This window comes from Streptomyces sp. NPDC059373 (assembly GCF_042751495.1).
Lineage (GTDB): Bacteria > Actinomycetota > Actinomycetes > Streptomycetales > Streptomycetaceae > Actinacidiphila.
Genome location: NZ_JBHYXC010000062.1, coordinates 5,313 through 29,977 on the forward strand (window position 1 = coordinate 5,313; position 24,665 = coordinate 29,977).

Genomic DNA, 24,665 nt, shown 5'->3' on the forward strand with positions numbered 1-24,665 from the left:
GCGGGCCGTCCCGCTGTACGAGGCCACGCTCGCCCAGTACGAGCAGGTGCTGGGCGATACGCACCCCGACACGCTGACCAGCCGCAACAACCTCGCGTACGCCTACCGGGCGGCGGGGGATTTGGGGCGGGCCGTCTCGCTGTACGAGGCCACGCTCGCCCAGCGCGAGCAGGTGCTGGGCGATACCCATCCCGACACCCTGCAAAGCCGCAACGACCTCGCGGGCGCCTACCGGGCGGCGGGGGATCTGGGGCGGGCCGTCCCGCTGTACGAGGCCACGCTCGCCCAGTACGAGCAGGTGCTGGGCGATACGCACCCCGACACGCTGACCAGCCGCAACAACCTCGCGCTCGCCTACCGGGCGGCCGGGGATCTGGGGCGGGCCGTCCCGCTGTACGAGATCACCCTCGCCCAGTGCGAAGAGGTGCTGGGCGATACGCACCCCGACACGCTGACCAGCCGCAACAACCTCGCGTACGCGTATGAGGCGGTGGGGGATCTGGGGCGGGCGATCCCGCTGCACGAGGCCACGCTCGCCCAGCGCGAACGGGTGCTGGGCGATATGCACCCCGACACCCTGCAAAGCCGCAACAACCTCGCGGGCGCCTATGAGGCGGTGGGGGATCTGGGGCGGGCCGTCTCGCTGTACGAGGCCACGCTCGCCCAGCGCGAACAGGTGCTGGGCGATACCCATCCCGACACCCTGCAAAGCCGCAACAACCTCGCGCTCGCCTACCGGGCGGCGGGGGATCTGGAGCGGGCCATCCCGCTGCACGAGGCCACCCTCGCTCAATACGAACAGGTGCTGGGCGACACCTACCCCGACACGCTGACCAGCCGCAACAACCTCGCGTACGCCTACCAGGCGGTGGGGGATCTGGGGCGGGCGATCCCGCTGTTCGAGGCCACCCTCGCTCAGCGCGAACGGGTGCTGGGCGATACGCACCCCGACACGCTGACCAGCCGCAACAACCTCGCGAGCGCCCGCCAAGCAGCCGAAGCCGTACAGCAGCGAAGTACATCGACCCCGGCAACCGCCACCGGCCCTCAAAACCACCCCCCGCCTGACCACCCCCGCAGACCTCAACGACCCTCCCGCCCGTAGTTCGCATCGAGGAGGTCGGGAGACGGGGCCCGGGGCACCGTGCGGGGCATGCCTAACGACTCCTAACAAAAGGAGGTTTCTGGACCTCCGGGATCGACGACGAGTTGTGGGCGCGGATCGAGCCGCTGCTGCCGGTCGTCCCGCGTAATCCGCGGCGTCCAGGTCGTAAGCGTCTGGATAGTCGCAAGGTGCTGTGCGGGATCCTGTTCGTGCTGTACACCGAGATCCGCTGGGAGTTTCTGCCCCAGGAGCTGGGCTTCGGCTCGGGCATGACCTGCTGGCGACGGCTGCGGGACTGGAACGAGGCCGGGGTACGGCAGCGCCTGCACGAGCTGCTGCTGTCCGAGCTGCGGGCCGCAGACCTGCTGGACTTCTCCCGCGCAGCGGTCGACTCCAGCCACATCCGCGCGATGAAGGGCGGGCCGGCCACCGGTCCGTCCCCGGTGGACCGGGGCAAGGCCGGCAGCAAGCACCACCTGATGGTCGAGGCGCACGGCATCCCGCTCGCGGCAATCACCACCGGCGGCAACCGCAACGAGGTCACCCAACTGATCCCGATGATCCTGGCTGTCCCGCCGATCCGCGGCAAGCGCGGCCAGCCACTGCGCTGCCCCAGGTATCTGTACGCCGACCGCGGCTATGACCACGAGATCTACCGGGGCAAGGTCCGCCGGTTCCAGATCACCCCGCACCTCGCCCGGCGCGGCACCGGGCACGGCTCCGGCCTGGGCGTGTACCGCTGGGTCGTGGAAGGAGCGATCGCGCTGCTGCACTGGTTCCGCCGCCTGCGCATCCGCTGGGAGATCCGCGACGACATCCACCACGCGTTCGTCACCCTCGGCTGCGCCGTCATCTGCCGGCGACGACTGCGCACCGCACTTTGTCGAGAGTAAGGGCAGGCGATGCGCCCCAGGGGATGGCCTGCTCGATGCGTCAGAACGCATTCGTAGCAGTCGGGCCCGCGCAGCCTCACATCCGGGATCTCAGCACGTCGACCTCACAGCCCGGCGCGAACGGGTCGAAGCCGTGCTCGATCAGCCAGCGAACCACCAGCAGGCTTCGCAACGACCACCACGCGTGGATCACGTCGAGGTCGATGTCGGTGCCATAGCCGGCGACGATGTCGTCGAGGTGCTCCTCGTGTCCGAGCGTGAAGGTGGCGAGGTCGTACAGGGCATCACCCTGGCCCGCCTCGGACCAGTCGATGATGCCCGTGACCTCGTCGCCGTCGACGAAGACGTGCGCGATCTGCAGGTCGCCGTGCGTGAACGCCGGAGTCCACGGCCGGAGCGCGGCCTCGGCGACCTGGCGGTTGTGGGTGACCAGGTCAGCGGGCAGGAGGCCGTTCGTCACGAGCAACTCGCACTCGTCGTCGAGTTCCGCCGCCAGCGCGACGATGTTCCGGCCGGCCCGGCCGGGCCGGGGCGGCAGCGGCGCGTCGTGCAGCTTCCGGATGGCGGCGCCCGCCGCGGCCCACGCCGCCGACGCCCCGGTCGACGGCCCGCCGAGGCGCCCAAGCGTCGTCCCCGGGAGTGCGGCGATCGCGAGCACGGGCGGCTTGCGCCACAGGACCTCCGGGGTCGGGACCGGCGCGAGGGACATCGCCTCGACCTCGACGTCGATGCGCGCCTGATCGGCGTCCACCTTCAGGAACACGTCGCCGACGCGCAGGGTCGCGCGCTCGGAATGGGCGACAACGACTTTGACCTCATCCATGGGCGACCAGTATCCCGGGGATGATCGCCGACGTCGCCGGGTTTATCGCGTGCGATTACGCGGCTGACTGCGTCCCGATACCCGGCGGCCTCGTGCGCGACACCGACCTCTGACCAGGTCAAGTCCACCACTTTTGTCAGGAGTCCTAAGACCGGGGCCCTCATCGGACTATTGCGGGCAGGCGAGGAGCCAGCCCGATCCGCAACCAGCGTACGGACCCCCGATCTCTCACCCCAAGGGCCAGACCTCAAACTCTCTCCACACCGCCCGCGATCACCTCTAGCGGCCCGTTCGGGTACCTGCCAAGATCATGCCCGTGAACAGCCCCCTGGAGACTGCTGGCGCGGTCGTGCGGCCCGTGGCAGGCCTCGCAGGCTCTTCTCTCCTCCTGTGGATCAGCATCAAGATGTACAGGGACGGCGAGTCCGTGTGGTTCCCCATCACCGGATCGATTGTGGTGCTTCTGGTTCTGTACGACATCTGCCGCGATGTGGTTCGCCGCCGCAGGAATGCGAGCGAGGGGCGCAGTGACTAACAAGGGCACACGCTGGTACAACAGCCCACGGTGGGAAGTGGCATACGTCGCAATTCTTACGCTCTTCGCGATCACCGATGGAGACAAGGTCATCCGGATCTTGATGACCGTGACGGCGGTCGTACAAGCCTTCGCTCTCGGACGGAGGTCGTCGAAGCGGAGCAACAGGCCATGACCTGAACGTGCCCGATCCGGCGGGACGTTGCGGGGAATCACGGGGAGTCGCAGTACCAGCCGCACTCCGACCCGGGTCAGGGACCTCCCAGGTCAGCCGCCGTCCGCATACGGGATCTTCCAAACAAGTGCTCCAAGGCCCGCGTAGTGGCGGATGGCCGGGCAACCAGCCACGTTCACCTGCGGTCACAGTCGCAGTAGGGGCTATCCGTGCCGATCTTGGCAGTGTGAAGTCTTCCACTGCGTTCATGGGAATGCGGGCAACGGTGACGCACACCCTTTCGGGGGCGGTCGGCGCCGAGGACGTAACGGCTACGTGAGCCATGTCCTTCCGAGGCCCCGTAGCGGCCGGTATGGCCGTCGTTGATCGATCCGGCTAGAGCTACGGATCAGAAGTTCCCCGCGCCACAACCGCGCCAGATTAGGCGGGGACTCACGCGAACTGCGGCTGCTGGCAGGGGTCATCCCAACTCGCCGCACCGCTCTCCTAAAGCGGTTATCGACCCACCTCGCTCGGCGAGGACGGGTGACACCGAATCCGCTGGCTCAAGACGATTCGACGCCGATGCGGTGAGCCGCCTACAAGCCCGGTGAAGGGGAGCGGACTATGGCCAAAGAGGAGCCACGAACGACGGTGCCGCTGACGCTGTGGCGTTCGACCGGTCCCGAGGAGTTGGCCTTGGTCGAGGCCTCGGGCTGGATCGCCTGTACTTCGAGGGGGTATTCACTGCATTCCGAGGGTCATTCCGCTGCTCTTCGAGGCTGATCGAGAGACCTGCTACTCCCTCTGATCTGCGTCAACGATCCAGTCACGATGTCGATTGGGGGGTTGGCGAGCTCCTCCCGATTCCACCGTATGAGTGAAACCGGGAGCGGATTGATCGGTCCGCAGGAGACCGCGGAGACCGCGCCGGTGCTGGGTTGTGTCCCGTGAGACCGGACCGGGTGCCGGCCCGGCGGCTCCACGGGTCACGGGCCGGCTACCTATGGCCGAGGAGCCGGCCGAGTAGGGCGTTGAGTTGGAACAGCCAGTGGTCCAGCTCTTGCGGATGTTGGGCGGTCACGCGGCAGGAGCGGGTCCAGCCGCCGGCCAGGGTGAGGGTTACGACGAGGCCGGTGGAACGGTCGTCCTTCGCGTAGCCGACGTAGGTGATCTGGGGCCAGGAGAAATCGGCGGTGTCGCCGTTGATGCCGAGGGATACGCCGTCGGTGTCGACGATGACCGCGTTTTTGTGGTCCATCGCCAGGAATTCGAGTTCCTCGGGCGGGAGGGCGGTCACCGTGGGGGCGTAGGTGGGCTGCGGGGGTACGGCGGGCGGTACGTGGGCGGCGGGTGTGGTCGCGACGGCGAAGTGCTCGAGGAGGCGTTCCGTGGTGGGCCTGCGGGCCGGGTCCTTGTCCAGGCAGGCGGTCACCAGGGGCCGGAGGGGTTCGGGGACGGCGGAGACGTCCGCGTCCTGGTGGACGGAGCGGTACATCAGGCTGATGGGGGTTCCGCCGCCGAAGGCGCTGCCGCCGGCGGCGGCGACCAGGACGGCGCCGAGGGCGAAGACGTCGGCGGCGCTGTCGACGTCGCGGCCCTCGGCTTGCTCTGGGGCGAGGAATCCGGGGGTGCCGAAGGAGGTGCCGGTGGCGGTGAGGCGGGTGTTCTCGACGGCGCGGGCGATGCCGAAGTCGAGGACGCGGGGGCCGTCGTCGGCCATGATGATGTTGCCGGGCTTCAGGTCGCGGTGGACCAGCCCGCAGGCATGGATGGCCTGGAGGGCCTCGGCGAGCGCCGCGCCCAGTCCGCGGAGCTGTTCCTCGGGCATCGGCCCCTGGGAATCGAGGAGCTGGGACAGCGTCGGGCCCGGGACGTAGGCCGTGGCCAGCCAGGGCGCCTCCGCGTCCGGGTCGGCGTCGACGACCGGAGCCGTGTGGAAGCCGCCGACCCTGCGGGCGGCGTCGACCTCGGCGCGGAACCGCTCCCGGAAGGAGCTGTCCCCGGCGAGCTCGGGCCGGGCGACCTTCACGGCGACGGCCCGCCCCCCGCGTGAACGCGCCAGGTACACCACGCCCATGCCGCCCTCGCCGAGTTTCCGCTCCACGGCGTACGTACCGATCAGTTCCACTGCCGCCCCCAGCAAGACGTGCTGCTCCAGCCCGGAAATCCGGGGCGCCCAGTATGACCGAAAGGCACCGGCGTGCCAGGGGGTGCCGCGCGTCCCGCAGGTTTCGTGCACCTTTCGGACAGTTTACGTACTCCTTGGTAACGGTACGTAATGGCGTGCATGCTTGACCGTAGCGGTCCGCAGCCAGTTCACTGACCTATGGCCAATGAGCAGCTGAGCCCACTCGACCTCGCGTTCTGGCATGCGGAGTCGCCGGACCATCCGCTGCATCTGGCCGCGCTGGCGGTGCTGGCTCCCGTGGGCGGGGTGGGAGCGCGGGAGGTGGCGGAGCTGCTGGCGGGGCGGGCGGCGGCGGTGTCGCGGATGCGGATGAGGGTGCGGGATGTGTGGATGCCGCCGGGTGGGGCGGCGTGGGTGCCGGACGAGCACTTCGCGGTGCGGCGGCATGTGTATCTGCACCGGGATTCGCCGGAGTTGCTGGGCGAGCTGATGGAGCGTCCATTGCGGCGGGGGCGGCCGCCGTGGGAGATCCATGTGATCGAGGGGCCGACGGACGACGCGCCCTTCTCCGTACTGCTGAAGATCCATCACGCGCTGGCCGACGGGCTGCGGGCGGTGTCGCTGGGGGCGGTGCTGTTCGACGAGAGCCCGAGCCTGACACGGCTGACGGGGCCGCGACCGGCGCGGAGGGGCGGCGAGGCGCCGGCGGTGCCGGTGCAGGATCTGCTGCGGCTGGCGGGGGCGGTGCGGTCGCGGGTCGGGGCCGCGGTGGGGGACGCCGGGCAGGCGCTGGGGATCGGGGCGTCGTTGGCGCGGGCGTCGCTGGGGGCGCGTACGGTGCCGGCGCTGGCGGCGCCGTCCAGCGGGTCGCGGCAGTTGGCGACGGCGGTGCTGGAGCTGGACGCGATCCAGCGGATCCGCAAGACGACCGGGGGCACGGTCAACGACGTGCTCATCGCGATGGTGGCCGGCATGCTGCGGCGCTGGATGAGCGAGCGCGGCGACGATGTGACCGGGGTCGCGCCCCGCGCGCTGGTGCCGGTGGCCCGGCGCCGCTCCGACGGGCGGCGGGCGGCGGGGAACCAGCTGTCGGGCTACCTCGCGGAGCTGCCGGTGGCCGAGCCCGACCCGCTGGCGCGGCTGTGCGCCGTACGGAAGGTGATGGACCGTAACAAGGAGGCCGGCCCGGGGCGTGGCGCGGGCGCGGTGGCCCTGCTGACCGACTACATGCTGCCGATGGCCAGCCGGCTGGGCGCGCCGCTGGCCGGGCACGCGGTGCGGCTGCTGTTCGACATCCTGGTGACCAGCGTCCCCGTCCCGGACCTGGGCTTCACGGTGGGCGGCTGCCCGCTGCTGGAGGTCTATCCGCTCGCCCCGCTGGCCCGGGGGCAGTCGCTGGCGGTGGCCATGACCACGTACCGGGGCCGGGTCCACCTCGGGCTGGTCGGGGACGGTCAGGCCGCCCCTGACCTGGGACGACTGGCGGAGGCGGCGCACGCCGAACTGGCGGAGATGCGCGCAGCGGTTGCCTGAGCGGGGCGGCGGGTCAAGGCTGGCCGTGGGGACCGTACGCACCCTCTGGAGGGTGATCATGGCGGAGATGACCGCATACAGCGACGGCGTGCCCTGCTGGGTGGACCTGGGCACCCCGGACGTGGGCCGGGCCAAGGACTTCTACACCGCGCTGTTCGGCTGGGACTACATCGACACCGGTGAGGAGAGCGGCCACTACCAACTGGCCGTCCTCAAGGGGAAGACGGTCGCCGGGATCATGGAGCAGCAGCCCGACTGGCCCGCGCAGAGCGCCTGGATGACGTATCTGTGGACCGACGACGCCGACGGCACGGCAAAGAAGATCCGGGACGCGGGCGGCGCCCTCCTCATGGAGCCGACGGACGTCATGGACCAGGGCCGGATGGCCATCGCCAACGACCCGGCCGGCGCGCTGTTCGGGCTGTGGCAGGGCCGCGCCCACCTGGGCTCGGGCCTGGCGAACGAGCCCGGCGCCTTCACCTGGAACGACAACCTCTCGACGGATCCGCTCGCCGCGCGGGAGTTCTACGGACACGTCTTCGGCTACGAGTACGAGGTCGTGGCCGACCCCTCCGATCCGTCGAGCGAATACGCGATGATCAAAGTCGACGGCCGCCCGGTCGGCGGTATCGCCGGCCAGCCGTCATATATCCCCGCGGGCACCCCCTCGTACTGGAACACCTACTTCTCGGTGGACGACGCGGACGAGGCGGCGCGCAAGGCTGAACAGGGCGGCGGCGCCGTGGTGCTGCCGGCGGCGCCCGCGCCTTACGGGCGGCAGGCCGTGGTCCGGGACAACGCGGGGGCACTTATTGTGCTGGTCGCGAGTGGCGAGGGCTGAAGATCACACTTAGCGTCCTTTTCGGCGGCTCTGTGATCAATTCGTAGCCTCGGTATGCCGCCGGAAGGCAGGTGCGGTATGCCACCACGATGGGCGGGCCCCCTCGCGGCCACCGTCGTTCTGGGTCTGGTCAACCTCGTCCCGATGGCCGCTCATGCGGCGGATCGGATCGTCGTACGGCCTGGCGAGTCCATTCAGGCAGCGGTCGACCGGGCGAAACCCGGGGACGTCGTCTCCGTGGAACCCGGTTTCTACCGGGGCAGCGTCCAGGTGACGGTGCCCCGGTTGACGTTGAAGGGCTCCGGGCCGGGAACGGTCATCGCGCCGAGCCTGGCCGGCAACGAGAACGCGTGCGCGCAGGCCGGGCACGGCCTCTGCATCACCGGGACGGCTGATCACGAGGCGAGCGGTGTACGGCTGCGGGACTTCAGCGTCGTCGGCTTCAAGAAGAACGGCGTCAACGCCACCTGGGCCGACCGCATCGATGTCCGGCGCGTGACCGCCCGCGACAACGGCCAGCAGGGCATCAGCCTGGAGAAGTCCGTACGCGGGGTCTTCCGGAACAACGACTCCGAGAACAACGGCGAGTCGGGCATCTTCCTCGCGAACACCGTCGACAGCGAGGGCGGCGCCCTCGACACCCAGGGCGCGGTCGTACGGGACAACCGGCTGGCCGGCAACCGGGTCGGCGTCGTCCTGCGCCGGGTACGGAACATGCTCGTCGCGAACAACCGGATCACCGAGAACTGCGGTGGCGTGTTCGTCGTGGGCGACGAGAACGTTCCCCGGGCGGGCGAGCTCACGGTCCGGGGCAACCTGGTCGCCGAGAACAACAAGTACTGCGCGTCCAACGGCCGCCTGCCCTTCATCCAGGGCGTCGGCATTCTCCTCACCGGCGCCGAGAAGACCGTCGTGACGGGCAATCAGGTGCTCGGCAACGCCGGGACCTCGCCGATGTCCGGCGGCGTCGTCCTCTTCCGCAGCAACGTCGGGGTCGCCAACTCCGGCAACACCATCCGCCAGAACCTCGCCCAGGGCAACGCCCCGGCCGACCTCGCCGACCGTGACGCCGGCGCCGGCAACATCTTCAGCGGCAACTCCTGCCACGCCTCCGAACCGACAGGGCGGTGCACCGCGCCATGACCGATACCGCTGCTCCCCAGCAGGGCGCGCAGGGCACGCAGGGCGCTCCGGGCGCTCCGGGCACCCAGGGCGCCATGCGGCTCCGCGAGTTGGTCTTCGGGGCCGCGTGCGCCGCCGCCGTACGGGCCGCCGCCCGGCTCGGCGTCGCCGACGCCCTCGGCGAGGCCCCGGCCGGCGCCGACGAGCTGGCCGCCGCCGTGCACACCGAGGCCCGGCCGCTGGCGCGGCTGCTCCGGGCCCTCTCCTCGTACGGCGTCTTCGAGGAACTGCCCGACGGCCGCTTCGCCCATACGGACATGTCGCGCATGCTCCGCGTCGACGCCCCCAACAGCCTCCACTACATCGCGCTCTGGTGCACCGAGCCCTGGACCTGGCAGGCCTGGCCCCGACTGGACGAGGCGGTGCGCTCGGGGCGCAACATCTTCCCCGAGCTGTACGGCAAGGAGTTCTTCGACTACCTCCACGACGACGCCGGGGACAGCGCCCACGTCTTCGACCGGGCGATGACCCATTCCAGCCGGCAGTCGGCCGAGGACATCGCGGGCCTGCTCGACCTGACCGGCGTCGGCGAGGTCGCCGACATCGGCGGCGGCCAGGGCCACGTCCTCGCCGCGCTCCTCGAACGGCACGCCGGCGTCCGCGGCACGCTCCTCGACCTCCCGAAGGTCGTCGCCGGCGCCGATCCCCGGCTCCGGGACGGCGGCGCCCTGGCAGGGCGGGTGCGGCTCCTGCCGGGGGACTGCCGGGAGGCGATTCCGGTGCGGGCCGACATGTACATCATCAAGAACATCCTGGAGTGGGACCACGAGAGCACCCGGCGCACCCTGCGCAACGTCGTGTCGGCGGCGGGGTCCGGTGCCCGGGTCATCGTCATCGAGAACCTTGTCGACGACACGCCGTCGATGCGGTTCACGACCTCGATGGACCTGATGCTTCTGCTCAACGTCGGGGGCCAGAAGCACACCCGCGACAGCCTCGGCGGCCTCATGGCCGAGGCCGGCCTCCGGGTCGATGCCGTCACCCCGGTCAACGCCTACCTCCACGCCTTCCACTCCGTGGTGGCCTGAGCCCGGACGGGCTGATTTGACCCAGCCGGGCCGCCACAGCCCGGCTGGGTCACAGCTCGCCGACGAGCCCCGTCGTGTGGGTTGCCGACCGGAAGGCCGGGTGGGCCAGGACCGTGCGGAGGAAGTCGGCCGTGGTGCGGACGCCGTCGCCGGTGACGTGGAATTCGGCGAGGGCGCGGTCGGCGCGGGCGCGGGCGCGGTCGCGGTCGGGGGCCCAGACGCAGACTTTGGCGAGGAGGGAGTCGTAGTCGGGGCCGATGCGCCAGCCGGGGAAGGCATGGGTGTCGACGCGGACGAAGGGGCCGCCGGGCGGGGCGAATTCGGTGAGGAGGCCGGGGGCGGGGGCGAAGTCACGGGTGGGGTCCTCCGCGTTGAGGCGGCATTCGATGGCGACGCCGCGCGGGGTGACGTCGGATTGGCCGAAGGCGAGGGGGAGGCCGGCCGCGATGAGGATCTGCTCGCGGACGAGGTCGATGCCGGTGACGAGTTCGGTGACCGGATGTTCGACCTGGAGGCGGCAGTTGACCTCCATGAGGTAGAAGTCGTGGTCGGGGGTGAGGACGAACTCGAACGTGCCGGCCCCTTCGTAGCCGACCGCGAGCGCGCCGCGCACCGCGGCCTCGCACATGGCCGCGCGCAGGCGCGGCGGGAGCGAAGGCGCCGGGGACTCCTCGATCAGCTTCTGGTGGCGGCGCTGGACGGAGCAGTCGCGCTCGCCGAGGTGGAGGGCGGTGCCGTGCCGGTCGCAGAGGATCTGGACCTCGACGTGGCGGGCGTGGTCGACGTAGCGCTCGAGGTAGAGGCGGTCGTCGCCGAAGACGGCGCGGGCGTGGGCGCGGGTGTCGGCGTAGGCGGTGAGGAGCCGGTCGGGGTCGCGTACGACGGCCATGCCGCGACCGCCGCCGCCGGCGACGGCCTTGAGGATGACCGGGTAACCCGCCTGCTGGGCGGCCTCCTTGGCGTCGGCGGGGGAGGCCAGCGCGCCGACCGAGCCGGGGAGTACGGGGAGGCCGGCTTCGGCCATGAGGGCGCGGCAGGCGGCCTTGTCGCCGAGGCGGCTGATGACGTCGGGCGAGGGACCGATGAAGGTGAGGCCGTTGGCGGCGCAGATCTCGGCGAAGTCGGGGTCCTCGGAGAGGAAGCCGTAGCCGGGGTGGACGGCCTGCGCTCCGGTGCGGTGGGCGGCTTCGATGATGGCCGGCATGTTGAGGTAACTGGACTTGGCCGGGGGCGGCCCGATGTGGACGGCCTCGTCGGCGAAGCGTACGACGGCGGAGTCGCGGTCCGCGGTGGAGTGGACGGCCACCGTACGGATGCCGAGCTCATGGCAGGCGCGGGCGACGCGGAGGGCGATCTCGCCACGGTTGGCGATCAGGACGGTGGAGAACACGGCGGTCATCCCTCCTCGACGGGCTCCAGGGCGAGCAGCCGCTGCTGGTATTCGACGGAATGCGCGTCGGGGACGAGGAACTCCACGACCCGGCCCGCCGCGTCGGCCTCCACGGTGCTCATCATCTTCATGACCTCCAGTACGCCGACGGGCTGGCCGGGGCGGACGACGTCGCCGACGGCTACGAACGGCGGCGCGCCGGGCTCGGGGGAGCGGTAGAAGGTGCCGACAGTGGGGGCGCAAAGGTAGTGCGTGCTACGGGAGTTCTGCGCCTCCTGCGCCGAGTGCGCCTGCTGTGCGCCGGGTTGGGCGGCCGGTTGGGTGCCGGGTTGGACGCTGTGCTGTGCGCCGGGCTGGGCGGGGGGTTGCGCGGCGGGTTGCGGCGCCGGCTCGGCAGGCTCGGGCGGCCACTCGACCTCGACGGAGGTCTGGCCGTACTGGAGCCGGATGCGCTGCGGCGGCTTCGGCACGGCCTTGGCGAGCTCGGTCGCGCTGCGGCAGACCGAGTCCAGGACGGAGTGCGCGGGTGGTGGGGCGGAGCGGGTGTCGCCGTTGATGCCCTTGACGGGGGTGTGATCCGTCTTCTTGTCGCTGTTGAGTGTCACGGTGCTTCCTCTTCCAGTCCGAAGCGGTGGAACCGGTCCCGGCGGTCGCGCAGCAGCTGCTCGGGCTCGTACGGGAGCAGCTCGTCGAAGGCCGCGGTGACGGCTGCGCCGAGGAGCGCGGCGGCTGCGGCGTGGTCCTGGTGGGCGCCGCCGGGCGGTTCGGTGACGATGCCGTCGACGATGCCGAGGCGGGAGAGGTCGCGGGCGTCGAGACGCAGCGCCGCGGCCGCGGTGGGGGCGGCGGCGGGGTCCTTCCACAGGATGGCGGCGCAGCCTTCGGGGCTGATCACCGAGTAGACGCCGTTCTCGCTGACCAGGACCCGGTCGGCGACCGCCAGCGCGAGGGCGCCGCCGCTGCCGCCCTCGCCGGTGATCACGGCCACGATCGGCACGGGGAGGCGGGACATCAGCCGCAGGTTCTCCGCGATGGCGAAGGCCTGGCCGCCGCTTTCCGCGTCCGGGCCGGGGTTGGCGCCGGGGGTGTCGATGAGCGTCAGCACCGGCAGCCCGAGCTTGGCGGCCAGCCGCATCAGCCGGGCCGCTTTGCGGTAGCCCGGCGGCGTCGCCATCCCGAAGTGGTGCGCCTGGCGGGCGGGCAGTCCGGGGCCGCCCTTGTGGTGGCCGACCAGCATGAGCGGGCGCCCGGCCAGGCGGCCGGTGCCGCCGATGATGGCCGGGCAGTCGGCGGTGAGGCGGTCGCCGTGCAGGGGGTGGAAGTCGTCCAGGAGGTGGGCGGCGTAGTCCGCGGCGGTGGGCCGGTGCGAGTGCCGGGCCAGGCGTACGGCGTCCCAGGCGGTGGGTTGTTCTCTCCCCCGGACCTTCGTCCGGGAGGTGTCCCCACCATCCCGCCCCTTCCCGGGACCGGGGCTCTGCCCCGGACCCGCCCCTTCGCTTCGCCGGGGGGACCCCCGGTCCTCAAATGCCGGACGGGCCGGATTCGAGGCTGTCCGCAGCAGCCTGCCCAGGGCTGCGCGGAGGGCGGGGCGGGGGACGACGTCGTCGACGAGGCCGTGGGCGAGAAGGAATTCGGCTGTTTGGAAGCCGTCGGGCAGCGACTGGCCGGTGGTCTGTTCGATGACGCGGGGCCCGGCGAAGCCGAGCCGGGCGGAGGGCTCGGCGAGGATGATGTCGGGGAGGGTCGCGTAGGAGGCGGCGACGCCGCCGTAGGTGGGGTCGGTGATGAGGGAGAGGGTGAGGATGCCGGCCTCGTCGAGCTCGGCGAGGGCTTGGGCGGTCTTGGCCATCTGCATGAGGGAGAGGGCGCCCTCCTGCATGCGGGCGCCCCCCGAGGCGGTGACCAGGAGCAGGGGGACCCGCAGGCGGAGGGCGGTGTGGGCGGCTTGCGTGATGTGGGCGCCGACCGCGCAGCCGAGGCTGCCGCCGAGGAAGCGGAAGTCCATCGCGGCGACGACGACGGGCTGTTCCTCGATGGTTCCGCGGACGCACAGGACGGCCTCGTCGAGCCCGGTGGCGGCGCGGGCGGCGCGCAGCCGGTCAGGGTACGGCTTGGTGTCGGTGAAGCCGAGCGGATCGTGCAACGCCCGTACGCCGCCGCCCGCGTCGTCCAGGGCGACGGCCGAACCGGGGTCGAGGAGCCGGTCGAGGCGCTGCCGGGCGGTGAGGCGGGCGTGGGTGCCGCATTCGGGGCAGACGTGCAGGGCGCGGGCGAAGCGCTTGCCGTAGACGAGGGCGGCGCAGCGCTCGCACCGGACCCAGGGGGCCTCGTCGGACTCGGGTGCGGGTGGCGGGCGGCCGTCGGTGATCGCCATCAGCCGTCCCCGTCCGACTCCCGCTCCCAGCGGTAGAACTCCACGGCCATCGCGTCCTTGGGCTCACGCCAGGTCAGCGGGTCGTACGGCTGGACGAAGGCGGCGAGGCGTTCGCTGATGTCACGGAAGTCGGGGTGGCCCTTGTGGCGGGCGACTTCGGGGCCCGGCGGCCGGTCGGCCTCGACGAGGTGCAGATAGAGGTCGTCGCCGAAGTGGAAGAGGCTGCGGCCCCGGACCCCGATGAGGCCGGGGAGTTCGCCGCGGTCGGAGGCGGCGAAGACCTCCGCGATGTCGGCGGCGGTCTCGGGCTTCATACGGGCGACGATGAGCGTCCGGTGAGCGCGGTGCACGCGTGGGCGGTCGTGGGTCCCCTGGGATTCGCGGGTCTCGTCGATCATATGACATCCGCCTTCAGCGAGGTGTTGACGACTTTCATGAAGGCGCCCGGGGTCTTGCACGAGTCGGCCTCGCCGGTGATGGAGACCCCGCGGCGGTTCTCCAGTTCGCCGACGATGCCCAGCAGCCCGAGTGAGTCGAGGCCGTAGTCGGCGAAGGGGGTGTCGGGGGAGGAGGTGAGGCGCTGGGGGTCGACGGTGATGCCGGCGCTGGACTTCATGAGTGAGGCCAGCTCGTCGTAGGTCAGTACCTGGATCGGATCGTTGCTCACGGGATGTACTCCTTCACTACGAGGGCCGCGTTGGAGCCCATGAGGCCGCGGCTGAGGACCAGCGCGGTACGCAGTCGGGCGCTTCGCGCCCGGCCGATGACCAGGTCGAGGCCGAGGTCGTCGCGGACCTCGGTGACCTGGGGGGTCGGCGGTACGGTGCCGTGCTCCAGGGCGAGTACGGCGGCGGCCGTGTCGAGGAGCGGGCCGCCGCAGTAGGCGCGGCCGGTGCCGGTCTTGGGGGCGGTGACGGGGACGCCGTGGGGGCCGAAGACATCGGAGATGGCCCGCGCCTCGGCGAGGTCGGCGTCCGGGGTGCCCAGCGCGTCGGCGAAGACGACATCGATGTCGGCAGGCACGCACCCGGCCTCCTCCAGGGCCCCGCCGATCGCCCGGACCAGCCCCTCCCGGGACTCCGCCCACCGCGAGGGCCCGGTGAAGGTGGCGGCGTGCCCGGCGAGCACGGCGCGGGGTTCGGCGCCGCGCGCCAGGGCGTGCTCCAGGGCCTCGACCACGAGCATCGCCCCGCCCTCCGCCGGTACGAACCCGCAGGCGTGGGTGGTGAAGGGCCGGTAGGCCCGGTCGGCTTCGGCGGCGAGGCTCAGTTCCGCGTAGCCGAGCTGGCAGACCGCGGAGTAGGGCGCCAGCGGGGCCTCGGCGGCACCCGCGACGACCGCGTCGGTGCCGATGTCGCGGCGCAGAATGCGGCAGGCGTGGGCGATGGCGTCGAGGCCGCCCGCCTCGTCGCTGGCGACGACCCCGCAGGGGCCCTTGAAGCCGCCCCGGATGGAGATCTGGCCCGTACTGGCCGCGTAGAACCAGGCGATGGACTGGTACGGGCCCACAAAGTGCGGCCCCTGGCCCCACAGCCGCTGGAGCTCGCGCTGACCGAACTCACCGCCGCCGGACCCGGCGGCGGTGACCACTCCCACGGCGAAGGGCTCGTCGGGATCCGTACGCAGCCGCGCGTCCTCCAGGGCCAGGTCGGCGGCGGTCATCGCGAAGTGCGTGAAGCGGTCGGTCTGGACGACGAGGCGCTCCTCGACGGCCGTCGCGGCGTCGAAGCCGCGCACTTCGCCCGCGACCCGCAGCGGCAGGCCCTCGCAGCCCTCACGGGTGACCCGGTCCAGGACGCTGATGCCTTCGCGGGTCGCCTTCCAGAAGGCGTCGGTGCCGATGCCGTTGGGCGCGACGACCCCGATTCCGGTGATGACGGCCTGTCTGTTCATGACCCCTCCGATCGGTTGAGTACGACGGCGGACTGGAAGCCGCCGAATCCGCTGCCCACCGACAGGACCGTCCGCAGTTTCATCTCGCGGGCCGTGCGCGGCACGTAGTCGAGGTCGCACTCCGGGTCCGGGGTCTCGTAGTTGGCGGTCGGCGGTACCACGCCGTTGGCGAGGGCCAGGGTGCAGGCGGCCAGCTCGATCGCGCCGATCGCGCCCAGCGAGTGGCCCACCATGGATTTGATGGAGCTCATGGGCGTCGAGTAGGCGTGCGCGCCGAGGGATCGCTTGACGGCGGCCGTCTCGTGGCGGTCGTTCTGCTTGGTGCCGGAGCCGTGGGCGTTGACGTAGTCGATGTCCCCGGCGTTGAGGCGGGCGTGGTCGAGGGCGCGGTCGATGGCCTCGGACATCTCCAGGCCCTCGGAGGTCAGCCCCGTCATGTGGTAGGCGTTTCCGTACGTGGCATAGCCCATGACCTCGCAGTAGACGGTCGCGCCCCGGGCCCTGGCGTGCTCCAGCTCCTCCAGGACCAACACCGCGCCGCCCTCGCCCATGACGAAGCCGTCGCGGTTGGCGTCGAAGGGGCGGGAGGCGTGCGCCGGGTCGTCGTTGTTGGCGGACGTCGCCTTGATGGCGTCGAAGCAGGCCACCGTGATCGGGGAGATCGGCGAGTCCGAGGCGCCGGCCAGCACGATGTCGGCGCGGCCCTCCTCGATGGTGTGGAAGGCGTAGCCCACCGCGTCGAGGCCGGACGTGCAGCCGGTGGAGACGGTCTGCACCGGGCCGCGCGCGCCGTGCCGTTCGGCGATCTCGGAGGCCAGCGCGCTGGGCGCGAAGGCCCGGTGCAGATGCGGGCCAGCCTGCCGCGGGTCGACGTCCCAGTGGGCGCCGCCCTCGCTGACGCGTACGTAGTCGTGCTCCAGGCGCGTGGTGCCGCCGACCGCCGTGCCGAGCGAGACGCCGAACCGCCAGGGGTCCTCGACGTCCAGGTCGAGCCCGGAGTCGCGGACCGCCTCGGCGGCGGCGGCGAGCGCGAACTGCACGTAGCGGTCGGCCCGTTCGACGTCGGCCGGGGTGAGCCCGTGTGCGGCCGGGTCGAAGTCGCACTCGGCGGCGATCCGCGAACGGAAGCCGGCGGGGTCGAAGAGGGTGATGCCGCGCGTCGCCGTCCGACCAGCGGTCAGCAGTTCCCAGAAGGCGGGAACCCCGACTCCGCCGGGGGCGACGACACCGGCCCCGGTGACCGCCACCCGGCGTATGGATCTCCGGGAAGTCCTAGCCATGGTTGCCTCCTCCTCAGCCGGTGCCCTTCGGGGTGGTGTGAGCGGATCAATCCCCTGGTGCCCGGCGGTCAGTGACCAGCCGCATGTCGTACTCGGTGAGGAAACGCTTGACACCCTGCGCGTCCGCCAGGTCCACGCCCTCGGTGAGCAGCTTGGCCAGGACGCCCGTCTTGTGCGGCCCCTCGGCGCCCACGGCGGCCAGCGGTGCCTCCTCGATCGGCACCCGCAGGTCCACCAGGCGCACGACGATGTCCTCGCTCTCGCGCAGGAAGACCGTGCTGCCCGCGACCGGGCTCTTCGGGTCGTCGGCCGCGCTCTCGTCCTGGCGGGCCAGCAGCCGGGCCAGCGCCTGGCCGCAGCCGGCCTTCGCCGGGTAGAACAGCGCGTGCCGCCGCAGGTCCGGGGAGAAGCCGTCGGCGCGGGCCGCCACATGGTGCACGGCCGGCAGCGCGGCCCGGGTGAAGAACTCCCGCGCCGAGTGCGGGTCGCTCAGGTCCCGGTCGACCTCGAGGTACGGGTTGATGGCCTCCTCGACCGCCCGCACCTCGGGCTGCTCCGCGACGTGGCGCAGCGCCTTCACCAGCTCCCCGCGCACCTCGACGGCCCGTACGATCCGGTTGCCGTGCATGAAGAGCGAGGTCCGGCGCAGCGAGGTCGTGTCGTCCACCCGCGCCTGCGGCGAGGTGTAGCCGGCCAGGATCTCGGCGACCGCCGCCTCGCTGCCCGGCTTCACCGTGAAGGTGATCGCGTGCCGGACCACGCCGTCCCCGATGCGCGGGGTGGCCTGCAGGCTGCCGCCGGCGCTGGTGCGCTCGGCGGTCTCGCGCAGCACGCCGAAGCGCAGGGACCGGGTGTCGCGTACGCAGCCGTGCAGCGGCTCGACCATCTCCAGGTGCGCCGGGCTGTCCACCCAGGCCAGGAAGGTCAGTGCGCTCTCCCACTCGCTCGTGATCAGCCACTGCGAGGGGTTCTCGATCGACTGGCACAGCTGGTCGCTGATGTGGCCCGGTACGGCCGCCACCCGCTGACACATCTGGTCGTACGCTTCGAGCAGACGCTGCTCGGCGCCGTCCTCGACCTCCAGCAGGAGTACGACGCGGGTACGGGAGCCGTCCAGTGCGGACTGCGAGACCTTTTCGACCGGCGGTGTCATGGTCCACCTCATCCTTCGTGCGGTCCTTCGTGCGGGTCCTTAGTGAGGGTCCGTCGTCCACTGATCGTGGTTCGGTGACCCGGATGGGGCGAGATATGTGATCCGCTCGGGTGAATCGCGACAAATATGGCCGCAATCGGGCATTGAGCTACCTATGACCACACAGGCCGACGACCGTGTCCCGGTCCTCATCGTGGGCGGCTCCCTCGTCGGGCTCTCCGCCTCGCTCTTCCTGGCCCGCCTGGGCGTCCCGCATCTCGTCGTCGAGAAGCATCCCGGCACCTCCATCCACCCGCGCGGCAGGGGCAACAACCTGCGGACCATGGAGCTGTACCGGACGGCCGGCGCCGAGCCGCTGATCCGCGCGGCGGCCGCCGTCCTCGCCGACAACCACGGCATCCTGCAGGCCGCATCACTGATCGACGCCGAGGCCGAATGGCTCTTCAGGGAGATCGACCCGGGCGGCAAGCTGTCCCGGATCAGCCCCTCCGGGTGGTGCCTGTGCAGCCAGAACGACCTCGAGCCGGTTCTGCTGCGCTATGCACAGGAGCTGGGCGGGGACATCCGTTTCTCGACCGAGCTGCTGTCCTTCGAGCAGGCCGCGGACGGGACCGGCGTGACGGCGCAGCTGCTGGACCGCGAGAACGGCGAGCGGCGGCAGATCACGGCCGATTACCTCATCGCCGCGGACGGCCCGCGCAGCCCCGTCCGGGAGGCCCTGGGCATCGGCCAGACCGGACGCGGCGAGCTCTTCCACAACGTCAGCGTCACCTTCCGGGCGAAGCGCCTCGTGGACGCCGTCGGTGACCGCCACTTCATCGCGTGCTACCTCACCAACCCGGAGGCGGACGGCGTCCTGCTGCCCGTCGACAACTTCGAGAACTGGGTCTTCCACGCCCCCTGGCACCCGGACCGGGGCGAGACGCTCGAGGACTTCACCGACGAGCGCTGCGCGCAACACATCCGCGCCGCCGTCGGCCTGCCCGACCTGGAGATCGAGATCACCGGGAAGGCGCCCTGGCACGCCGCCGAGCGCGTCGCCGACCGCTACGCCCTCGGGCGGGTGCTGCTCGCCGGCGACTCCGCGCACGAGATGTCCCCGACCGGGGCCTTCGGCTCCAACACCGGCATCCAGGACGCGCACAACCTGGCCTGGAAGCTCGCCGCCGTGATCGGCGGCTGGGCCGGGCCCGCGCTGCTCGACACGTACGAGCAGGAGCGCCGCCCCGTCGCCATCGCCACCGGCGAGCGCGCCTCAGCACGCTCCGCCGAACACCGCCACCCCGGCTACGCGGCCCCGGCCGGCGGCGGCCCCCAGAAGAACGTCATGGCCGTCGCCCTCGGCTACCGCTACCCCGACGGCGCCGTCATCGGCGCCGACCCCGGCCTGCCCGTCGTCCCCGAGGCCTTCTGCCCCACCGGCGAGCCGGGCAGCCGCGCCCCACACCTGTGGGTCACCGACGAGAGCGGCGTCCGCCGCTCCACCCTCGACCTGTACGAGCGCGCCCCCGTCCTCCTGGTCGGCGACGGCGAACCGGGCGCCGCCTGGCGCGACGCCGCCCGTTCGGCGGCCGGCCTCCTCCGGGTGCCCCTGGCCGTCCACCGCATCGGCTTCGGCACCGACGCCGACCTCATCCCCGAGCCCGGCACGGAGTGGGCCACCACCTACGGCATCACGGACAGCGGCGCGGTTCTGGTGCGCCCCGACGGCTTCGTCGCCTGGCGCGCCCCCGGGCTGCCGCCCGAGCCGGAGGCGTGGCTGCTGGATGTGCTGGGGGCCGTGCTGCGGCTGGGGTAGGCCGGGTCAGCGCGGCACCGGCACCCGCAGGCCGTCCACGAAGAAGACCCCCGCCAGCAGCGAGGAGCTGCCGGACGGGGTCAGGCCGCGCTCGCGCAGCTCCGCGTCGAGCGCGGCGAGCACGTCGCGGCCGCCCGGGGAACCGGCCCCGCCCGCGTCCACGGCGTCGCGCGCGCTGCCCTGGACGAGCCGCAGGACGGGCGGCCCGGCGGCGTGCAGGAGGGTCGTGTCCTGCAGTGAGGACATGATGGCGAGCAGTGCGTCCAGCCGGGCGACGGGCTCGTCCGCACCCGCGTCGCGGGACGTACGCAGCGCGGCAAGGGCCCGCTTGACGTGCGGGAAGCCCGCGCGGGCCTCGCCGCGGGCGCCGGCGGCGCCGTAGGTCGTGGAGACGGTGGAGCCCCGGGAGGGGCGCAGCGGGGCGCGGCGGTCCCGGAAGCCGGCCAGGCGCTTGGCGGTGGCCAGGATGGCATGGGCGTCGCCGTGGGGTTCCAGCGCGGCGGCCGCGACCAGGAGGCCCACGGCCCAGGTGGCGCCCCGGTGGCTGCGTACGCCGCAGCCCGCCCGGGTCGCCGTCCACTCGGTGCTCCGGCCGATCGCGCCGAGCTCCTCGCGCAGCTCCTGCGTGGGCTCACCGACCCGGCGCGCGGCGGCGGCCATCGCCTCGAAGCCGGGCAGCGACGACTTGGCCGCCCAGAGCGCGGCCCCGGGGTCCCGGTCGGGGTCACGGCCCGGCACACCCTCCAACGCGACTTCCTCGACGATCGCTTGTACGGCGGCATGGGCGAGCGGCATGGACGGGAGCGTAGCGACGGAGCCTGTGTCATGGCTGTGAACGAGCTGCGGTTAGGGTGGTCGGGCCGTGGTGCTCGGGAAGACCGGTGACAGACCCTCAGGGGTCTCAGCCCGGAGCGGCCCTCGCCACTGTGATCGGGAGCTCCGTCCCAACGTACGTGCCACTGGCCGCCGCGAGGTGGCTGGGAAGGCAGGGGCGGCGCGCGTACACCCGTAAGCCAGGAGACCGGCCACGGCATCTCACGAGCAATTCCACGAGGTGCTGGAGCGTGATCAACGAATGACTGCTGCCCCCGATTTCCGCTGGCGACGTCAGGACTCCCTTCGAACGGCCGGGCTGCTGGCGGTGATAGCCGCCCTGCACGTCGTCGCCTTCGGCGTGCTCTTCCTGCTGGTCGTCCCCCACCGCTACACCGTCGGCACCCAGGTCTACGGCGTCGGCCTGGGCATCACCGCATACACCCTGGGCATGCGGCACGCCTTCGACGCCGACCACATCGCCGCCATCGACAACACCACCCGCAAGCTCATGGCCGACGGCAAGCGGCCCGTCTCGGTGGGCTTCTGGTTCGCCCTCGGGCACTCCAGCGTGGTCGTCGTCCTCGCCGCCCTCATCGCCGGCGGCACCCGGCTCGCCGGGCGGATCATGAACGAGGGCTCCCGCACGCATGAAGTGCTGGGCGTCATGGGGACGACCATCTCCGGGCTGTTCCTCTATCTCATCGCCGCGCTCAACCTGGTGGCCCTCGTCGGCATCATGCGGGTCTACCGGGCCATGCGCGCCGGTTCGTTCGACGAGGCCGAGCTCGAGGCGCACCTCGACGCGCGCGGCTTCATGAACCGCCTGCTCGGCCGCTTCACCCGCTCCATCACCCGCCCCGGGCAGATGTTCCCGCTCGGCTTCCTCTTCGGCCTCGGCTTCGACACCGCGACCGAGGTCACCCTCATGGTCATGGCCGGCACCGGCGCCGCCGCCGGACTCCCCTGGTACGCCGTGCTGTGCCTGCCGCTGCTCTTCGCCGCCGGGATGAGCCTCTTCGACACGCTCGACGGCACCTTCATGAACTTCGCCTACCAGTGGGCCTTCTCCAACCCCGTACGGAAGGTCTTCTACAACCTCACCATCACCGGGCTGTCGATCGCCGTCGCCCTCCTCATCGGGACCATCGAACTCGTCGGGGTCCTCCACCAGAAGCTCGACCTCTCCGACCCGCTTACCGGGTGGATCGCCGACATCGACCTCGGCAACGTCGGCTTCCTCATCGTCGCCCTCTTCGTCGTCGTCTGGGCCGCCGCGCTCCTCTACTGGCGCGCGGCCCGCGTCGAAGAACGCTGGGCCGCCGCGGCCCGCCCCGCGGACCGCCCGGCCCAGCCCTGAAATTCAGCCCGTAGGGCGTTCGGGGGTTCAGGGGGCCGGCCCCCTGGACCCCCTCAGGAGGCGGTGCGCAGGACGACCTTGCCCAGTGTGCGGCGGGACTCGAGCGCGGCGTGGGCCGCGGCGGCCTGGGCGAGGGGGAAGGGGTGGAGGGCGGGGAGGAGACGGCCGGCGGCGGCTTCGGTGAGGGCGGCGGATTCGAGGGCGCGGAGGCCGTCGGGGCCGGCGGCGCGGAGCACGGCGGGGCCGAGGAGGACGTCGGAGGTGATGCGGCGGGATGCCAGCTCGGCCGCGGGGAGCTGGAGGGGGCCGCCGGAGGCGAAGCCGTACACGAGGTGGCGGCCGCCGGGGCCGAGCAGGTCGACCGCGGCGCGCGCGAGGTCGCCGCCGACGCCGTCGAAGACGACCGTGGCAAGGCGCCCGGCGAGCGCGGCGCGGGCGAGGTCGGTCCAGCCGGGGGCGGTGTAGTCGACGGCGGCGTCCGCGCCGAGGGCCAGTACGTGCTCGGCCTTGGCGGGACCCCCGGCGAGGCCGACGACCGCGGCGCCGGCGTTGCGCGCCGCCTGGACGAGCAGGGTGCCGATGCCGCCGGCGGCGGTGACGAGGGCGACGTCGTCCGGGCCGAGGCCGGACTGGCGGAGGATGCCCAGGGTGGTACGGCCGGTGCCGATCATGGCGACGGCCTCGGCGAAGCCCAGGCCGTCCGGGAGGACGTGCAGCCGCTCGGTGTCGGTGACGGCCAGTTCGGCGTAGCCGCCGGGGACCATGCCGAGGTGGGCGACGACGCGCCGCCCGAGCCATTCGGGGCCGACGCCGGCGCCGAGGGCGTCCACCGTGCCGGCGACCTCGCGGCCGGGAATGGTCGGCAGCTCGGGCAGGGCGTACGGGCCCTTGGGGTTCCCGGCGCGGATGGCGGTGTCGATGACGTGGACGCCGGACGCCGAGACCGCGATCCGGACCTGGCCGGGACCCGGCTCGGGGTCGTCGGCCGTCTCGTAACGGAGGTTCTCGGCCGGCCCGAAGGCGTACAGGCGGATGGCGTGCACGGCGGGACTCCTTGAGGGGTGAGCGGCAGCGCGTACGCACCAGCCTCCGACCTCAACCGGACTTGAGGTCAAGCCCGCGGGAACCGCGCCAGCAGATCCCAGATCACCGGATTCGCATCCAGCCCGTCGTGCATGTCCGTCAGGTCCGCCACCAGATCGTGCAGGAAGTCCCGGGCCTCCCGCCGCAGCTGCGCGTGGTTGAAGCTCAGCGGCGCATCGTCCGGCGCCCAGTCCGCTGTCACATCCACCCACCCGAAGCGCCGCTCGAAGCGCAGCCGGTCCGTGGATTCGGTGAAGTCCAGCTCGGCGTACTGGGGGCGTGCCGCCCGGCTGCCCCTCGGATCGCGGTCGATCCGCTCGACGATGTCGCACAGCGCCCACGCGAAGTCGAGTACCGGCACCCATCCCCAGGCTGTGGACAGCTCGCGGTCCGCCTTCACATCCGCGAGGTAGACGTCGCCGCAGAACAGGTCGTGGCGCAGCGCGTGCACGTCCGCGGTGCGGTAGTCCGCCTGCGGGGGGTCGGGGAAGCGGCGGGAGAGCGAGTAGCCGATATCGATCACGAGGACGATGGTCGCACGGGCGGGAGCGGGGGCTGCGCGGTCTCGTCCGGCCTGCGGAAACGTTCCTGGACTCTCGGTCGAGTGATGTTCCGCCGGTGCTGCCCTGGGCTGTCGCCTACCCTGGCAAGTGTCGCTTCCTGCGAAGGAGGTCCACCGTGGCATTGACAGCCCCCGAGCGAGAGACGCGCTCGGTATCCGACGGGTCCAATGGCTCGTCGGTCGAGGACGCCTTCGAAAAGGTGAGCGCGGCAGTCCCCGAGGGATGGCGCGTGGAACTGATCGAAGGGGAAATCCACGTGGTGCCACCCGCCAATGGCAAGCATGAAGAGATCATTTCTGAGGTCACGGGGCAGGTGCGCGATCACCGCAAGGACCTCGGCCGCTACACAGGGATCGGTCTGATGGTTCCAGGGGCATCAGCGTCCGGGAAGGTCAGCCCGGACCTGGTGATCGCCCCCAAGGGCAGCTTCGACGATGACCTGGAGTACCACGATCCCGCTCCCGCGATGCTCGTCGGCGAGGTGACCTCCCGCTCCACCGCCGCCACCGACCGCGGACCGAAGATGCGTGGGTACGCCGAGGCGGGAATCCCCTGCTACCTGTTGGTGGACCGGGAAATCGGTCACGTCATCGTGCACTCCGAGCCTTCTGGGAAGCGCTACACCCGCACGGTCGAGGTCGACCTCTCCAAGCTCGTCACCCTCCCCGAGCCGTTCGGATTCGACCTGGACACCAGCGAGTTCTGAGCCCTGCTCATGTCGCCGGCCCCGGTC

Annotated in this window: 22 protein-coding genes and 1 riboswitch; of the genes, 9 read left to right on the forward strand and 13 right to left on the reverse strand. The window is 71.8% G+C overall.

Annotated features, from left to right (window positions below):
* Both ACFXJ5_RS38675 and ACFXJ5_RS38680 read left to right on the forward strand, forming a co-directional pair.
* On the forward strand, positions 1 to 1,105 hold a 1,105-nt coding region (locus ACFXJ5_RS38675; protein ID WP_384642362.1), incomplete at its 5' end, for a tetratricopeptide repeat protein.
* A gap of 92 nt (positions 1,106 to 1,197) precedes the next feature.
* Positions 1,198 to 1,998, forward strand: coding sequence for an IS5 family transposase (locus tag ACFXJ5_RS38680; protein ID WP_384642415.1), 801 nt, complete (start codon positions 1,198 to 1,200; stop codon positions 1,996 to 1,998).
* 76 nt (positions 1,999 to 2,074) lie between these two features.
* Here the strand turns inward: ACFXJ5_RS38680 and ACFXJ5_RS38685 are convergent, their stop codons facing one another.
* Together ACFXJ5_RS38685 and ACFXJ5_RS38690 are read right to left on the reverse strand one after the other, a co-directional pair.
* Entirely contained in the window at positions 2,075 to 2,821 is a 747-nt protein-coding gene (locus tag ACFXJ5_RS38685; RefSeq protein WP_384642365.1) for a phosphotransferase family protein, read from the reverse strand.
* 1,689 nt (positions 2,822 to 4,510) lie between these two features.
* Positions 4,511 to 5,641, reverse strand: coding sequence for a serine/threonine-protein kinase (locus tag ACFXJ5_RS38690; protein ID WP_384642368.1), 1,131 nt, complete (start codon positions 5,639 to 5,641; stop codon positions 4,511 to 4,513).
* 198 nt (positions 5,642 to 5,839) lie between these two features.
* Here ACFXJ5_RS38690 and ACFXJ5_RS38695 point away from each other — a divergent pair, with 198 nt between their 5' ends.
* The 4 genes from ACFXJ5_RS38695 to ACFXJ5_RS38710 all read left to right on the forward strand — a co-directional run bounded on the left by ACFXJ5_RS38695 (position 5,840) and on the right by ACFXJ5_RS38710 (position 10,225).
* Positions 5,840 to 7,174 (forward strand): wax ester/triacylglycerol synthase family O-acyltransferase, encoded by a 1,335-nt coding sequence (locus tag ACFXJ5_RS38695; protein WP_384642371.1) that lies wholly within the window; start codon positions 5,840 to 5,842, stop codon positions 7,172 to 7,174.
* 67 nt (positions 7,175 to 7,241) lie between these two features.
* A complete protein-coding gene (locus ACFXJ5_RS38700) occupies positions 7,242 to 8,015 on the forward strand; it encodes a VOC family protein (protein ID WP_384642374.1) in 774 nt (257 codons plus the stop codon).
* Between the two features lie 78 nt (positions 8,016 to 8,093).
* Positions 8,094 to 9,158 carry a nitrous oxide reductase family maturation protein NosD gene (locus tag ACFXJ5_RS38705; RefSeq protein ID WP_384642377.1) on the forward strand — a complete coding sequence of 355 codons (1,065 nt, stop codon included), beginning with the start codon at positions 8,094 to 8,096 and terminating at the stop codon, positions 9,156 to 9,158.
* A gap of 74 nt (positions 9,159 to 9,232) precedes the next feature.
* Entirely contained in the window at positions 9,233 to 10,225 is a 993-nt protein-coding gene (locus tag ACFXJ5_RS38710; RefSeq protein WP_384642418.1) for a methyltransferase, read from the forward strand.
* A gap of 49 nt (positions 10,226 to 10,274) precedes the next feature.
* On the opposite strand, the gene ACFXJ5_RS38715 is transcribed toward ACFXJ5_RS38710, so the two are convergent.
* From ACFXJ5_RS38715 to ACFXJ5_RS38750, 8 genes are read right to left on the reverse strand one after another with little or no spacing between them, the layout of a single operon-like run.
* On the reverse strand, positions 10,275 to 11,615 hold the full coding sequence (locus ACFXJ5_RS38715) for an acetyl/propionyl/methylcrotonyl-CoA carboxylase subunit alpha (protein ID WP_384642420.1): 1,341 nt from the start codon (positions 11,613 to 11,615) through the stop codon (positions 10,275 to 10,277).
* 5 nt (positions 11,616 to 11,620) lie between these two features.
* Positions 11,621 to 12,220: an acetyl-CoA carboxylase biotin carboxyl carrier protein gene (locus ACFXJ5_RS38720; RefSeq protein WP_384642380.1), complete on the reverse strand. Its 600-nt coding sequence runs from the start codon at positions 12,218 to 12,220 to the stop codon at positions 11,621 to 11,623.
* Positions 12,217 to 13,989, reverse strand: a complete 1,773-nt coding sequence (accD, locus tag ACFXJ5_RS38725; protein ID WP_384642383.1) for an acetyl-CoA carboxylase, carboxyltransferase subunit beta — start codon at positions 13,987 to 13,989, stop codon at positions 12,217 to 12,219. Before accD ends, ACFXJ5_RS38720 begins: the two co-directional genes overlap by 4 nt.
* Positions 13,989 to 14,387, reverse strand: coding sequence for a TcmI family type II polyketide cyclase (locus ACFXJ5_RS38730; RefSeq protein ID WP_384642386.1), 399 nt, complete (start codon positions 14,385 to 14,387; stop codon positions 13,989 to 13,991). Before ACFXJ5_RS38730 ends, accD begins: the two co-directional genes overlap by 1 nt.
* Positions 14,384 to 14,605 carry an acyl carrier protein gene (locus ACFXJ5_RS38735; RefSeq protein ID WP_384642423.1) on the reverse strand — a complete coding sequence of 74 codons (222 nt, stop codon included), beginning with the start codon at positions 14,603 to 14,605 and terminating at the stop codon, positions 14,384 to 14,386. Before ACFXJ5_RS38735 ends, ACFXJ5_RS38730 begins: the two co-directional genes overlap by 4 nt.
* Before the next feature lie 47 nt (positions 14,606 to 14,652).
* Complete coding sequence (locus ACFXJ5_RS38740; RefSeq protein WP_384642389.1) at positions 14,653 to 15,882, reverse strand: ketosynthase chain-length factor; 1,230 nt, start codon at positions 15,880 to 15,882, stop codon at positions 14,653 to 14,655.
* The gene (locus ACFXJ5_RS38745) at positions 15,879 to 17,162 is read right to left on the reverse strand and encodes a beta-ketoacyl-[acyl-carrier-protein] synthase family protein (RefSeq protein WP_384642392.1); all 1,284 of its coding nucleotides are present in this window, start codon (positions 17,160 to 17,162) and stop codon (positions 15,879 to 15,881) included. Before ACFXJ5_RS38745 ends, ACFXJ5_RS38740 begins: the two co-directional genes overlap by 4 nt.
* A gap of 46 nt (positions 17,163 to 17,208) precedes the next feature.
* Positions 17,209 to 18,315, reverse strand: a complete 1,107-nt coding sequence (locus ACFXJ5_RS38750) for a SchA/CurD-like domain-containing protein (protein ID WP_384642395.1) — start codon at positions 18,313 to 18,315, stop codon at positions 17,209 to 17,211.
* 154 nt (positions 18,316 to 18,469) lie between these two features.
* On the opposite strand from ACFXJ5_RS38750, the gene ACFXJ5_RS38755 reads away from it, so the two are divergent.
* Positions 18,470 to 20,113 (forward strand): FAD-dependent oxidoreductase, encoded by a 1,644-nt coding sequence (locus ACFXJ5_RS38755; RefSeq protein WP_384642398.1) that lies wholly within the window; start codon positions 18,470 to 18,472, stop codon positions 20,111 to 20,113.
* A gap of 6 nt (positions 20,114 to 20,119) precedes the next feature.
* Here the strand turns inward: ACFXJ5_RS38755 and ACFXJ5_RS38760 are convergent, their stop codons facing one another.
* Positions 20,120 to 20,908: a triphosphoribosyl-dephospho-CoA synthase gene (locus tag ACFXJ5_RS38760; protein WP_384642401.1), complete on the reverse strand. Its 789-nt coding sequence runs from the start codon at positions 20,906 to 20,908 to the stop codon at positions 20,120 to 20,122.
* 51 nt (positions 20,909 to 20,959) lie between these two features.
* Positions 20,960 to 21,157: riboswitch (cobalamin riboswitch) on the forward strand.
* A 31-nt stretch (positions 21,158 to 21,188) separates the two neighbouring features.
* Here ACFXJ5_RS38760 and nicT point away from each other — a divergent pair.
* Positions 21,189 to 22,286, forward strand: a complete 1,098-nt coding sequence (gene nicT, locus ACFXJ5_RS38765) for a Nickel transporter NicT (protein ID WP_384642404.1) — start codon at positions 21,189 to 21,191, stop codon at positions 22,284 to 22,286.
* Between the two features lie 53 nt (positions 22,287 to 22,339).
* On the opposite strand, the gene ACFXJ5_RS38770 is transcribed toward nicT, so the two are convergent.
* Together ACFXJ5_RS38770 and ACFXJ5_RS38775 are read right to left on the reverse strand one after the other, a co-directional pair.
* Positions 22,340 to 23,329, reverse strand: coding sequence for a zinc-binding dehydrogenase (locus ACFXJ5_RS38770; protein ID WP_384642407.1), 990 nt, complete (start codon positions 23,327 to 23,329; stop codon positions 22,340 to 22,342).
* A gap of 68 nt (positions 23,330 to 23,397) precedes the next feature.
* Positions 23,398 to 23,892 (reverse strand): hypothetical protein, encoded by a 495-nt coding sequence (locus ACFXJ5_RS38775; RefSeq protein ID WP_384642410.1) that lies wholly within the window; start codon positions 23,890 to 23,892, stop codon positions 23,398 to 23,400.
* Between the two features lie 155 nt (positions 23,893 to 24,047).
* On the opposite strand from ACFXJ5_RS38775, the gene ACFXJ5_RS38780 reads away from it, so the two are divergent.
* Entirely contained in the window at positions 24,048 to 24,638 is a 591-nt protein-coding gene (locus ACFXJ5_RS38780; RefSeq protein ID WP_384642412.1) for a Uma2 family endonuclease, read from the forward strand.
* Positions 24,639 to 24,665 lie beyond the last annotated feature (27 nt).

Excerpts from the sequence above, each read along its gene's own strand:
- ACFXJ5_RS38735 (WP_384642423.1), bottom strand. The coding sequence starts at position 14,605 with ATGAAGTCCAGCGCCGGCATCACCGTCGACCCCCAGCGCCTCACCTCC.
- ACFXJ5_RS38740 (WP_384642389.1), bottom strand. The coding sequence starts at position 15,882 with ATGAACAGACAGGCCGTCATCACCGGAATCGGGGTCGTCGCGCCCAAC.
- ACFXJ5_RS38710 (WP_384642418.1), top strand. The coding sequence starts at position 9,233 with ATGCGGCTCCGCGAGTTGGTCTTCGGGGCCGCGTGCGCCGCCGCCGTA.
- ACFXJ5_RS38695 (WP_384642371.1), top strand. The coding sequence starts at position 5,840 with ATGGCCAATGAGCAGCTGAGCCCACTCGACCTCGCGTTCTGGCATGCG.
- ACFXJ5_RS38700 (WP_384642374.1), top strand. The coding sequence starts at position 7,242 with ATGACCGCATACAGCGACGGCGTGCCCTGCTGGGTGGACCTGGGCACC.
- nicT (WP_384642404.1), top strand. The coding sequence starts at position 21,189 with ATGACTGCTGCCCCCGATTTCCGCTGGCGACGTCAGGACTCCCTTCGA.
- ACFXJ5_RS38755 (WP_384642398.1), top strand. The coding sequence starts at position 18,470 with ATGACCACACAGGCCGACGACCGTGTCCCGGTCCTCATCGTGGGCGGC.
- ACFXJ5_RS38750 (WP_384642395.1), bottom strand. The coding sequence starts at position 18,315 with ATGACACCGCCGGTCGAAAAGGTCTCGCAGTCCGCACTGGACGGCTCC.
- ACFXJ5_RS38760 (WP_384642401.1), bottom strand. The coding sequence starts at position 20,908 with ATGCCGCTCGCCCATGCCGCCGTACAAGCGATCGTCGAGGAAGTCGCG.
- ACFXJ5_RS38730 (WP_384642386.1), bottom strand. The coding sequence starts at position 14,387 with ATGATCGACGAGACCCGCGAATCCCAGGGGACCCACGACCGCCCACGC.
- ACFXJ5_RS38705 (WP_384642377.1), top strand. The coding sequence starts at position 8,094 with ATGCCACCACGATGGGCGGGCCCCCTCGCGGCCACCGTCGTTCTGGGT.
- ACFXJ5_RS38745 (WP_384642392.1), bottom strand. The coding sequence starts at position 17,162 with ATGGCTAGGACTTCCCGGAGATCCATACGCCGGGTGGCGGTCACCGGG.
- ACFXJ5_RS38685 (WP_384642365.1), bottom strand. The coding sequence starts at position 2,821 with ATGGATGAGGTCAAAGTCGTTGTCGCCCATTCCGAGCGCGCGACCCTG.
- accD (WP_384642383.1), bottom strand. The coding sequence starts at position 13,989 with ATGGCGATCACCGACGGCCGCCCGCCACCCGCACCCGAGTCCGACGAG.